General features: G+C 60.9%; 11 protein-coding genes. 10 read left to right on the top strand and 1 reads right to left on the bottom strand.

Annotated features, from left to right (window positions below; genetic code table 11):
- Nucleotides 1-21: 21 nt before the first annotated feature.
- From JWQ24_RS15030 to JWQ24_RS15005, 6 genes are all read left to right on the top strand, one after another.
- Complete coding sequence (locus tag JWQ24_RS15030) at nucleotides 22-840, top strand: alpha/beta hydrolase (RefSeq protein WP_299809410.1); 819 nt, start codon at nucleotides 22-24, stop codon at nucleotides 838-840.
- Nucleotides 841-846: 6 nt separating this feature from the next.
- Nucleotides 847-1,365 carry a DUF309 domain-containing protein gene (locus tag JWQ24_RS15025; protein ID WP_299809408.1) on the top strand — a complete coding sequence of 173 codons (519 nt, stop codon included), beginning with the start codon at nucleotides 847-849 and terminating at the stop codon, nucleotides 1,363-1,365.
- A gap of 74 nt (nucleotides 1,366-1,439) precedes the next feature.
- The gene (gene boxC / locus JWQ24_RS15020) at nucleotides 1,440-3,128 is read left to right on the top strand and encodes a 2,3-epoxybenzoyl-CoA dihydrolase (protein WP_299809405.1); all 1,689 of its coding nucleotides are present in this window, start codon (nucleotides 1,440-1,442) and stop codon (nucleotides 3,126-3,128) included.
- An 85-nt stretch (nucleotides 3,129-3,213) separates the two neighbouring features.
- The gene (gene boxB / locus JWQ24_RS15015; RefSeq protein ID WP_299809402.1) at nucleotides 3,214-4,659 is read left to right on the top strand and encodes a benzoyl-CoA 2,3-epoxidase subunit BoxB; all 1,446 of its coding nucleotides are present in this window, start codon (nucleotides 3,214-3,216) and stop codon (nucleotides 4,657-4,659) included.
- A gap of 78 nt (nucleotides 4,660-4,737) precedes the next feature.
- On the top strand, nucleotides 4,738-5,928 hold the full coding sequence (gene boxA / locus JWQ24_RS15010; protein ID WP_299809399.1) for a benzoyl-CoA 2,3-epoxidase subunit BoxA: 1,191 nt from the start codon (nucleotides 4,738-4,740) through the stop codon (nucleotides 5,926-5,928).
- 62 nt (nucleotides 5,929-5,990) lie between these two features.
- Entirely contained in the window at nucleotides 5,991-6,284 is a 294-nt protein-coding gene (locus JWQ24_RS15005) for a hypothetical protein (protein ID WP_299809396.1), read from the top strand.
- 71 nt (nucleotides 6,285-6,355) lie between these two features.
- On the opposite strand, the gene JWQ24_RS15000 is transcribed toward JWQ24_RS15005, so the two are convergent.
- The gene (locus JWQ24_RS15000; protein ID WP_299809393.1) at nucleotides 6,356-7,234 is read right to left on the bottom strand and encodes a LysR substrate-binding domain-containing protein; all 879 of its coding nucleotides are present in this window, start codon (nucleotides 7,232-7,234) and stop codon (nucleotides 6,356-6,358) included.
- A 226-nt stretch (nucleotides 7,235-7,460) separates the two neighbouring features.
- Here JWQ24_RS15000 and JWQ24_RS14995 point away from each other — a divergent pair, with 226 nt between their 5' ends.
- From JWQ24_RS14995 to JWQ24_RS14980, 4 genes are all read left to right on the top strand, one after another.
- Nucleotides 7,461-8,375 carry a tripartite tricarboxylate transporter substrate binding protein gene (locus JWQ24_RS14995; protein ID WP_299809390.1) on the top strand — a complete coding sequence of 305 codons (915 nt, stop codon included), beginning with the start codon at nucleotides 7,461-7,463 and terminating at the stop codon, nucleotides 8,373-8,375.
- A 79-nt stretch (nucleotides 8,376-8,454) separates the two neighbouring features.
- Entirely contained in the window at nucleotides 8,455-9,660 is a 1,206-nt protein-coding gene (locus tag JWQ24_RS14990; RefSeq protein ID WP_299809388.1) for an ABC transporter substrate-binding protein, read from the top strand.
- Between the two features lie 86 nt (nucleotides 9,661-9,746).
- On the top strand, nucleotides 9,747-10,880 hold the full coding sequence (locus JWQ24_RS14985) for a muconate/chloromuconate family cycloisomerase (RefSeq protein ID WP_299809386.1): 1,134 nt from the start codon (nucleotides 9,747-9,749) through the stop codon (nucleotides 10,878-10,880).
- Between the two features lie 314 nt (nucleotides 10,881-11,194).
- The gene (locus JWQ24_RS14980; RefSeq protein ID WP_299809383.1) at nucleotides 11,195-11,419 is read left to right on the top strand and encodes a muconolactone Delta-isomerase family protein; all 225 of its coding nucleotides are present in this window, start codon (nucleotides 11,195-11,197) and stop codon (nucleotides 11,417-11,419) included.
- Nucleotides 11,420-11,909: the final 490 nt, after the last annotated feature.

The raw sequence follows: 11,909 nt of genomic DNA, 5'->3' as shown, positions 1-11,909 counted from the left end.
AGCAAGACAATGGAGTTTCCCATGAGCGCCTTGAAGCCTGCTGGCATGCTGACGATTGGATCGTCCGATCTCGAATACCGCATGATCGGTCCAGCGCCGGCCGATGGGCCGACCATTGTGCTGCTCCACGAGGGGCTCGGCTCTGCTGCGCTTTGGGGCGAATTTCCGGACAGGCTGCAGCAGGCGACGGGTGCGGGCGTGTTCGTCTATTCACGCGCAGGCTACGGCGCATCAAGTCCCGTGACGCTGCCGCGTCCACTCGAATATATGCACGTCGAGGCGCTCGAGGTTCTGCCGCGTCTGCTCGATGCGATCGGCTTTCGGCGCGGACTGCTGGTCGGGCATTCCGATGGCGGCTCGATTGCGACGATTTATGCCGGCGGCATCCAGGATCATCGCATTCGCGGCATCTCGCTGATCGCTCCGCATTTTGTTGTCGAGGACATTTCGGTACAGTCGATCGCCGAGATCAAGAAGTCGTACGAGGAGGGCGATCTGAAACCCAAGCTCGCGCGCTGGCACGGCGACGTCGACAATGCCTTCTATGGCTGGAACGGTGCGTGGCTCGATCCCGCATTCCGCACCTGGGATATCTCGGACTTTCTCGCCTATGTCCGCGTCCCCGTGCAAATTGTGCAGGGCGCTGACGATCATTACGGCACGATGAAGCAGATCGAGATTGCCGAGGCCGAATGCTATTGCCCTGTCGATGTCGAAATCATTGCGGGTGCGGCACATTCACCGCATCGCGAGGCTGCGGATGCGACGTTGAAGGCGGTCACGGAATTCGCCAACCGGCTGCTTCATTTACATGGCGAAGGTACGCTGCGCGCAGCTTAACGGCTTATGACCGCCGCTGGCATGCCGCTTCCGCGTTGGGCCTGGACTGCCGGTGATGGCCGGCAGTCCGCCGATCATGACACGCTGAGCCAGGCCAAGGCCCTGGTGCCGACGCGATATGACGGCTTCGTGCCGTCGAACGATGCCGCGCTCCGCTACGGCCTTGCGCTGAACGATGCCGGGTTCTTCTGGGAGTCGCACGAAGTTCTCGAAGCGGTCTGGAAGGCCGCGCCGCAAGGCGGCCGCGACCGCATCCTGCTCCGCGCCTGCATTCAGGTCGCTAATGCCAACCTCAAGCGGAAAATGAGCAGGGCAAACGCGCTGCGCAAGTTGTTGCGCGAAGCGCTCGCCGACTTGACCGAATTCGAGATGCGCCAGGCGACCGGGTCCGCCGCCAGTTTTGCCGCGACTTTTAACAGTCAGGCGCTTCGCGCGGTCATCGCAAAACAATCGCAGGCGGCAGATGAAACACCGTCGCGCTTCGCCTCGGACTATGCAACAAAATACATCTTTTTGGCAGCATGACGCTGGACTTTATCTAAACATGCATTATTATGCATGTAACCGAGGCGAATACGCCGATAAAGTCAGGGTAGATCATGGCTGCTGAGCAACGCGTTCTCGCGAACGGTGCAAAATTCATCGACTTTCAAACCGACCCGTCGCGCTACCGGCATTGGAGGCTGGCGGTGGACGGAGACGTGGCAACGCTCACCATGGACGTCGACGAGAATGGTGGTCTGTTCGAAGGTTATCAGCTGAAGTTGAACTCCTACGATCTCGGTGTGGATATCGAACTGGCGGATGCCGTGCAGCGGCTTCGCTTCGAACATCCCGAGGTCAAAGTGGTCGTGCTGCGCTCCGGCAAGAACCGCGTGTTTTGCGCCGGCGCCAATATTCGCATGCTGGCCGGCGCCACCCACGCCCACAAGGTCAACTTCTGCAAGTTCACCAACGAAACGCGCAACGGCTTCGAGGATTCCAGCGAATATTCCGGTCAGCGTTTCATTACCGTCGTCAACGGCACGGCAGCCGGCGGCGGCTATGAACTGGCGCTGGCCACCGACCACATCATCATGGCCGACGACGGCTCCGCCGCCGTGTCGCTGCCGGAGGTGCCGCTGCTGGCGGTGCTGCCCGGCACCGGCGGGCTGACGCGCGTCGTCGACAAGCGCAAGGTCCGCCGTGACCATGCGGACTATTTCTGCACCATAGAGGAAGGCATCAAGGGCAAGCGCGCCGTCTCCTGGCGGCTGGTGGATGAAATCATCCCGAACAGCAAGCTGGAAGCGAAGGTCACGGAACGCACGAAAGAATTCGCGGCGGCATCGAAGCGTAACGGCAACGGGAAGGGCATCAAGCTGTCGCCGATCAGCCGCAGCGTGGAGGAGGCGGGCATTCGCTACGGCCTGGTGAACGTCGATATCAACCGCACCGAGCGCATCGCGACCATCTCCATCAAGGCGCCGGACCATTCGGCCCCGGCTGATGTCGATGCCATGATCGCGCAGGCTGCCGGCTTCTGGTCGTTGCAGGTAGCGCGCGAACTCGACGACGCGATCCTGCACCTGCGGATCAATGAACTCGAAACCGCGATGCTGGTGTTCAAGTCTCACGGCGACAGCGGCAATGTGCTGGCGCATGACGCTTTCCTCGAAGCCAATAAGTCGCACTGGCTGGTCAACGAGATCAGGCAGTACTGGAAGCGGGTTCTGAAGCGGATCGACGTCACGTCGCGCACGCTGGTAACGCTGGTCGAGCCCGGCTCATGCTTCGTCGGTACACTGGCCGAGCTCGTGTTCGCGGCCGATCGCTCCTACATGCTGGTCGGCCAGAAGCAGGGTGACAACCGCGCTCCGCCCGCGATCGTGTTGAGCGCGATGAATTTCGGTCCGTATCCGATGAGTCACGGCCTGACGCGGCTGCAGTCGCGCTTCCAGGCCGACCCCGAGGATGTTGCGCGCGCCGAAGCCCGGATTGGCGAACCGCTCGATGCCGAAGCTGCCGAGGAGTTGGGGCTCGTGACGTTTGCGCTGGACGACATCGACTGGGACGACGAGGTCCGCGTATTCTTCGAAGAGCGCGGCAGCTTCTCGCCGGACAGCCTCACCGGCATGGAGGCCAACCTGCGCTTTGTCGGTCCCGAGACGATGGAATCGAAAATCTTCTCACGGCTGACCGCTTGGCAGAACTGGATATTCCAGCGTCCCAACGCAGTCGGCGAAAACGGCGCGCTCGGGCGCTATGGCACCGGACAGAAAGCACAATTCGACATGACACGCGTCTAGCGATGGGCGCAATAGCTGCGCCGTCTGCCGCCATTCGCATTCCGCACTTCGAGCCAACACCGACACCCCCACGGGAGATCATGCCATGAACATCATGAATGTTGATTATAGTACCAAGATTCCGAACAACGTGAATCTCACCGAGGACCGGCAGGTGCTCAAGGCGCTCGAGGGCTGGCACCCCGGCTATCTCGACTGGTGGAACGATATGGGGCCAGAGGGCTTTCAGGATTCGCTGGTCTATCTGCGCACCGCGATATCGGTCGACCCGAAAGGCTGGGCCAAGTTCGACTACGTCAAGATGCCGGAATATCGCTGGGGTGTGCTGCTGGCGCCGCAGGATACCGAGCGCAAGGTGAATTTCGGCGAGCATATGGGCGAACCCGCCTGGCAGGAAGTCCCCGGCGAATATCGCGCGATGCTGCGCCGCCTGGTGGTGATCCAGGGCGACACCGAACCCGCATCGGTCGAGCAGCAGCGCCATCTCGGCCAGACCGCGCCGTCGCTGTACGATCTGCGCAACCTGTTCCAGGTCAATGTCGAGGAAGGCCGTCACCTGTGGGCGATGGTCTATCTCCTGCAAAAGTATTTCGGCCGTGACGGTCGTGAGGAGGCAGACGACTTGCTGCGTCGTCGTTCGGGCGATGCTGATGCGCCGCGCATGCTCGGCGCCTTCAATGAGGCCACGCCGGACTGGCTATCGTTCTTCATGTTCACCTTCTTCACCGACCGTGACGGCAAGATGCAGCTCGAAAGCCTAGCGCAGTCCGGCTTCGATCCACTGTCGCGCACTTGCCGCTTCATGCTGACCGAGGAGGCGCACCATATGTTCGTCGGCGAGACCGGAGTCGGCCGTGTGTTGCAGCGAACCTGCGAGGCGATGAAGGCGGCGGGAATCGAAGACCCCAGCGCCATTGAAAAGGTGCGTGCGCTCGGCGTCATTGACCTCCCCACGATGCAGAAGAAGATAAATCTGCATTACTCGCTATCGCTCGATCTGTTCGGCTCGGAAGTATCCACCAACGCCGCGAACTTCTACAACTCCGGATTGAAGGGGCGATTCCAGGAAATGAAGATCGAGGACGATCACCGGCTCACCAACGACATCTACCAGGTGCTCAAATTTGTCGATGGCGAAATCAAGCTGGTCGACGAACCGGCGCTGACCGCACTGAACATGCGGCTTCGCGATGATTACACGGCAGATTGTGCCAAGGGCGTTGAGCGCTGGAACAAGATCATCGAGAAGGCCGGCGTCAATTTCCGCTTCGAACTGCCGCACACGGCCTTCCATCGCCAGATCGGCGAATTCCGTGACGTGAATGCGACGCCGACGGGCATCATCCTCAATGATGGGGACTGGGCGCGAGCGAAGAGCGATTACCTGCCCTCGACGGAGGACGGCGACTTCATTTCGTCACTGATGGTGGCGGTCAGCGAACCCGGCAAATACGCCGACTGGATTGCCGCGCCGAAGGTCGGCATCGACAACAAGCCCGGCGATTTCGAATACGTCAAAATCGCCGCCTGACAACGAACCGTCGGACGGTGTACGGGGCCGCGCGCTCCCTCACCGTCCGTCGTTGCAGCATAACGCCTGAGAATCGCGATGAACGCTCCATTGAAACAGCACCTGATCGATCCCGAGATCTGCATCAGGTGCAACACGTGCGAGGAGAGCTGCCCGATCGATGCGATTACGCACGACGACAACAACTATGTCGTCAATGCCGACATCTGCAATTACTGCATGGACTGCATTTCACCGTGTCCCACAGGGGCGATCGATAACTGGCGCGTCGTCGCCGCGCCGTACTCTCTGGAGGAACAGCTTTCCTGGAGCGATCTTCCTGCTCAGCAAGAGTTGGAGAGCGCGAGCGACGGCGGGGCGGTCGAGGCACTGGAAGACGATATCGATGCGCTGCTGGAAGAGGCCCGTAAGGGCCTCGGCGGCAAGCCGGTCGCGCCCCCATCGGCGAGTAAGCCTTCCGTCAATCTCTACAACCGCGGCAAGCCGGCGATGGCCACGGTGACGGGCAACTTCCGGCTCACCCATGCCGACGCCGATTCGGATGTGCGGCACATGATTCTCGATTTCGGCGACCAGCCGTTTCCGGTGCTGGAAGGGCAGAGTATCGGCGTCGTCCCGCCGGGAACGGACGCAGAGGGCAAGCCGCATCAGGTCCGGCTCTATTCGATTGCCAGTTCGCGCGATGGCGAAAAGCCGAACGCCAATAATCTCGCTCTCACCGTGAAGCGCGAGATAGGTGGGGTCTGCTCTAACTATCTCTGCGACCTGTCGCGCGGCGCCAAGGTGCAGGTTACCGGCCCGTTCGGCGCCACGTTCCTGCTGCCAAACGACCCCGCCGCCAATATCTGCATGATTTGCACCGGCACGGGTTCGGCGCCGTTTCGGGGGTTTACGGAACGGCGACGCCGCGCGATGCCGAACGCGCCCGGCCGCCTCACGCTTTTTTTCGGCGCGCGGCGCCCGGAAGAGCTTCCCTATTTTGGGCCATTGCAGAAAGTGCCTGAGAAGCTACTCGGGAAGCACTTCTGCTATTCGCGCGTCCCCGGCGAAGCGCGGGTCTATGTTCAGGATCGCATCCGCAGCGAGGCAGCCGAGGTAATCGCGCTTCTGAACGAGGAGCAGACGCATATCTACATATGCGGCCTCAAGGGCATGGAGAGCGGTGTCGAAGAGGCGTTTTCCGACGTCTGCCGGGCGGCTTCGATGGACTGGAGCGAACTGAAGGCGAGCATGCGGGCGAGCGGGCGCTATCACGTCGAGACGTACTAAGGTATAATTGAAATCGCCGACTTCTCATCTGTATCGCGTGTAAAGATCGAGGATCAGCAGCAATGGCTCAGACGGTGGATCTGACGACGCAAGAACGCGAGTTCGCCGCAGCCTGCATCGATTTTGTTTATGAGGCAAATCCTAGAGCGCCGCGCACTTACAAAATTGACGGCGATCAACTCAAGATTCCGGTTGATCCGCAGATGCGAGAAGCCTTTCTCGACATCGGGCTCAAACGTTTAAAAAAGGTGCTCGGCCTGGCCGTAAGCCATGGCGCGATTGAAAAAGTCGGGCTGGCCAACCTGGAGGTCAGTCTCCGCAATTTCGATCGGAAGATGTCTGTCGTTATGACATAGACCAATGCGCCGGGCTCAGAGGACGGTGACCGTGTTGCGTCAGTGCTGTTCAGAAACTGCCCTTCGACCCATTAGAGGCTTTTGGTCGTGCTTCGGGCAATTGCCATAAAGGCGCGGGCGGCGGCAGTCTGGTAGCGGTGAGCATCCCATAACAGAGCTCCGGAACGGCGGATCCACGGAGGACCTATTGGGATCACCGCCAGGTCTTTCCGGGCATTCAGGCTTCGATCGGCCAGGACGGTAGGCAATCCTCCCGATCTTGCGAGTTCGATCAACGCCTCGACCGAATCCATTTCGACGCGGATATCGAGCTTGACATCCGGCCCGAGCGACTCGTCGAGAATGCGCCGGGTCGCGAATGCCGTTGTTAGCAGCGCCAGAGGACGGCGTGCGAGCGCAGCCAGCGAAATGGATTGCTGCGGCGGCCGGTTTTGCGATTTCGCCAGAACAAGAACCAGCCGCTCCTCGAACAATCGATCGACCCCCAGTTCGAGGTGCTGTGGCGGATCGAAAGCGATTCCGACGTCGAGGTGCCCGGACAGGATGCGCTGCTCGACGCTGCGTGCGTTGCTGGCCTCGACTTTGAGCCGAACGTTGGGGTACTTACGGCTGAAACTGCCGATCATCTGTGGTAGGAACGCCATACTGTAGGTGTGTATGACACCAACGCGAAGTGTGCCGGTCATACCGCCTTCCAGTTCGGCAATCGCGGTCCGTGCCGCCTTGCTCTGGACGATCAATCGTTCGGCATGTTCGCGAAGCGCAAGTCCCGTCGCGGTCAGTTGCATGCCGTTGGATGTCCTGTCGAACAGAACGGTACCTAAATCCTGCTCAAGGGCGCGGATTTGCTGCGAAAGCGTCGGCTGGGCGACCCCAAGGACCTCTGCGGCCTTTGCCATGCGGCCATGCGCTACAATTGCCAGAAAATAGCCGAGGCGCCTGGGGTCCATGGCCGATTACATCCTTCTATCGGATCTATAGTTTTTGCTGTGTTGGCCTATGACGCTTGCCGTGCCACTGCTTGTCAATAATGGATTGGTGCGGCAACTGCCCGGCCCATTTCAAGCAAAAACAGAGTAAATGGGAGGCTTCATGCAGTCACAACTGACCTTTTTAGCCCGCGCGTGGTTTGCCGTAGCGGTATTTGGTTCTGTGGCGATAGGTGCGAGCGGGGCTGTGGCTCAGGGGTATCCAACCAAACCGATCCAGTTGATCGTCCCCTTCGCGGCGGGCGGCGCCGCCGACATTATCGGACGAACGATTGCCGAGAAGCTGGGCCAAATCTACGGCCAGCAGGTCATTGTCGATAACAGGGCCGGGGCGGGATCCAATATCGGCATCAACGCAGCCGCCAAGAGTGCGCCGGACGGTTACACGCTGGTGCTCGCCTCGATTGCCGTGGCGGTCAATCCCTGGCTTTTCAAGTCGATGCCGTTCGATCCGATAAAGGACCTGACACCGCTGACCCTAGCGCTGGAGACACCGAATGTGGTGCTGGTGCCCGCCTCGTCGTCGATCAAGAACATCAAGGATCTGATCGTCTTGTCGAAGGAGAAGGCAAAATCGGGTGGCGCGACCTATGGCTCCGCCGGCATCGGATCGTCTCTGCATCTGGCCGCGGAAATGTTCCGGCAGCAGGCCAATGTCGAACTGACCCACGTGCCCTATCGCGGCTCGTCGCCGGCGCTGACCGACCTGATGTCCGGGCGGATCGACCTGATGTTCGACAACGCCTCGACAGCCCTTCCGCAGGTGCAGGGCGGCAGCGTCCGCGCCATTGCCGTCACCACCAAGCAGCGCATCGCTGCACTGCCGGACGTGCCGACGATCGACGAATCCGGCGTGCCGGGCTTCGAGCTTGCCAACTGGTGGGCCATTTTTGGTCCGGGCCAGATGCAGCCGGCGCTGGCCGAGCGCATCAGCGCGGACATCCGCAAGATTCTCGCCGATCCCGACGTGCAGAAGCGCTTCGCGGATGTCAGCGGTCGTGTGATCGCATCGACGCCGCAGGAGCTTGCCGCACATCTGGCGAAGGAAAGCGCCAAGTGGAAGCAGATCGTCGATGCCGCGGGGATCCGCGGCAGCCAGTAACGGCAATTCCTGCCATCAGGCGATCAGCTACTCAGGAATATCAAGCGCGCTCATCGCGAGAGCGCTCAGGGAGAACAATGTGAATAAGTTGGTTTCAGGTTTCATGGCATCCGTCGTGTTTTTTGCCGCCTCGGCTGCATCGGCTCAGGACGTCAAGCCGCTTAAGCTGGGCGCCGTGCTCGACATGTCCGGCCTGTTTGCCGACATCACGGGGCCGGGCAGTGAGGCCGCCGCCAAGATGGCGGTCGAGGATTTCGGTGGTGAAGTGCTTGGCCGCAAGGTCCAGATTGTCGTCGCCGACCATCTCAACAAGTCGGACCTCGCCGCGAATTTCACCCGAGAAATGATCGACAACCAGGGCGTCGAAGCCATCGTCGATGTCGCGGGCTCGGCCACGGCGCTGGCCGCCGCCGAAATGGCCAAAGCGCGTGGCAAGATCATCATGTTCAATGGTCCCGGCGCGGTGAGGCTCACCAACGAGGCCTGCGGTCCTTATATCGTCCACTACACCTATGACACCTATGCGCTGGCCAGCGTCACGGGCCTGGCCACGGTGAAGCGCGGACTGAACAGCTGGTTCTTCCTCACGGCGGACTACGCGTTCGGTCAGGAGCTGGAGCGCGATACCTCGAACATCGTCGTCAAGGCCGGCGGCAAGGTGCTCGGCAGCGTCAAGCACCCGATCAATACGTCGGACTTCTCGTCGTTCCTGCTGCAGGCCCAGAGTTCCAAGGCCAACGTGATCGGTCTCGCCAATGCCGGCGGCGACACCATCAACGCAATCAAGCAGGCAGCGGAGTTCGGCCTGACCCAGTCCGGACAGAAGATGGCGCCGTTGCTGGCCTTCATCTCCGACATCGACAGCGTCGGACTGGAGACCGCGCAAGGCCTGCTGCTGGCCGAGGCATTCTATTGGGACCTCAACGACGAAACCCGCGCTTTCGCCAAGCGGTTTATGCAGCGCACCAAGCGCGCACCGACCTCGGCACAGGCTGGCGTCTACTCGTCGGTTACGACCTACCTGAACGCGGTCAAGAAGGCCGGCACCGTCGAATCGGCCGCCGTGATGAAGGCGATGAAGGAAACGCCGATCAACGACATGTTCGCGAAGAACGGCCGGATCCGCGAAGACGGCCGCATGGTGCACGACATGTACCTGTTCGAAGTGAAGAAGCCGTCGGAATCCAAAGCGCGCTGGGACGACTACAAGCTGCTTGCAACGGTCTCCGGAGACGACGCGTTCCAGCCGCTCGCGGCTTCGCGCTGCCCGCTGATCAAGAAATAGCCCGCACGAAGTCTGCGAACAGCGGATCACCGGTGACGGTTCCGCGATCCGTCAGCCCGGTCGGGGACAACAGGAAGATGCCTATCATGAGCAGCAGCGTGACAATCCGCGTCGATGCGGTCGAGACGATCCTGATCGACGTGCCGACGATCCGCCCGCATCGCCTGTCGATGCATACGATGAACAGCCAGACCCTCGTCCTTGTCATGATCCGGTGTTCGGACGGGACGGTCGGCATCGGTGAAGGCACGACTATCGGCGGCCTCAGCTACGGTGAGGAGAGTCCCGAAGGCATCAAGCTCACCGTGGACACCTACATCGCCCCGGCGATCATTGGTGGGGTTGCGTCGCGCGTCGCGTTGCTGATGAACGAGGTAAAGCGGCGGGTCAAAGGCAACCGTTTCGCCAAATGTGCGGTGGAGACGGCACTGCTGGACGCGCTCGGCAAGCGTCTCGACCTGCCGGTGTCGGAACTGCTCGGCGGCCGGCAGCACGACAGTCTGCCGGTGGCCTGGACGCTGGCCAGCGGTGACACCAGACGCGATATTGAGGAAGCCCAGCAGATGCTCGATGCGCGCCGCCACAACATTTTCAAGTTGAAGATCGGCTTGCGTTCCGTGGACGACGACGTGGCGCATGTGGCGGCCATCAAGAAGGCGCTCGGCGACCGCGCCAGCGTGCGAGTCGACGTAAATCAAGCCTGGAGCGAGCCGGAAGCGCGGCGCGGCATTCCCGCTTTGGAGGCGGCCGGCGTCGACCTCATCGAACAGCCGCTGTCGCGCGACAATCGCGGCGCCCAGGCCCGCCTCAGCGGCCGCTTCGCGGTGCCGCTCATGGCCGACGAAGCCCTGCATGGCACGACGGATGCTTTTGACATCGCGGCGCGCGGTGGCGCCGACGTATTCGCGTTGAAGATCAACCAGGCCGGAGGGCTCTACGATGCGGTCAAAATGGCTGCGATCGGCGAGGCCGCAGGCGTCGGCCTGTATGGCGGGACGATGCTGGAAGGCGGTGTCGGCACCGCGGCGTCGGCGCAGGTGTTCTCCGTGCTGCCGAAACTCCCATGGGGTACCGAGCTGTTCGGGCCGCTGCTGCTGACCGAAGAGATTCTCGCGACGCCACTGCGTTACGGCGACTTCATGTTGCAGGTGCCGACAGGTCCCGGAATTGGCGTCGAACTGGACATGGACCGGGTCGCGTTCTTTCGTCGTGATGGCTAGGCGCCGCGTGACCATTCATCCCGTGCAAAGACAGGAGTTTGAGTCATGCTTTTTTCCTGTAGAGATGGACGTACAGATCCCGCCGGGGCTTGCTGCCGATGTAGTCGATTAGAGCATCTTCGTTTTGAGATGGACCATTCTCTCCGCAAGAATTTCTCATCCTGAGGAGCGGTCGCCTTCGACCGCGTCTCCAGCGAATGGCAACGCCATTCGATCGGGATGGGCGACAAACGCTTCATGGTTCGAGACGCGCGCCAAGTGGCGTGCTCTTCACCATGAGGACGGCGAGTAGGCTCAATCCAGAAAAGCTCTAGTTGAAGAAGACCGAGCGCGAACGCGCACAGGAGATGCAAAGCAGCAGCCAGTGGCGCCATCTTTGGAGGGGCGCCGGACGCTATGCCAACGTCAGCATTTTCGGTGTCGAGAGCAACGAGGCGCTAAACAACGTCCTGTCGACGTTGCCGCTGTTTCCCTTCATGTGCGTGACAGTGACGCCCTTGTGCCGGCATCCTTCACCGGTTCGCGCTGACGATAGCTAAATGAACGAAGCCGTTTCTTGCCACATGCTATCGCTCGACTCGCCGAGCCCACCCATGACCAAATCCGCGGCGGCATCGCGATCCTGCCCGGGATGGCTTCTCCGGTTCCCAAGTGAACGGGCCAGGATCTGGCTTGCAGCGGACCAAGCCCCGCTGCAAGCCAGACGTAGCTATTCAAGGATGTAGGTCTCGGGGACGCACGTGCGATCCTTGTACGGCATCAGCCAGGGCGCATAGTAGGCCTTGGTGATGATCGCGCCCTGGATCATGATCTGCTTGGGCGCGGTCTGACCGCGAACGATGTTAGGTAGCCTGGTGGTCTGCCTGAGCTGCTGCCGGTTTGATGGACACCAAATTTGGGTGTTTGGACTGCCCCTGTTTCGGTAGACAAGCCTAGCCTATCCTTGGAGCATAGGAGGCAGCTTGTGAGTACACAGAGATTTACCCCGGAATTTAAAGAAGAAGCGGTCAAGCAGGTCGTCGACCGCGG

This window comes from Tardiphaga sp., from assembly GCF_028290495.1.
Classification (GTDB): Bacteria; Pseudomonadota; Alphaproteobacteria; order Rhizobiales; family Xanthobacteraceae; genus Tardiphaga.
The sequence above is the reverse complement of the archived record's forward strand: the minus strand, read 5'-3'. Positions and strand labels throughout refer to the sequence as shown.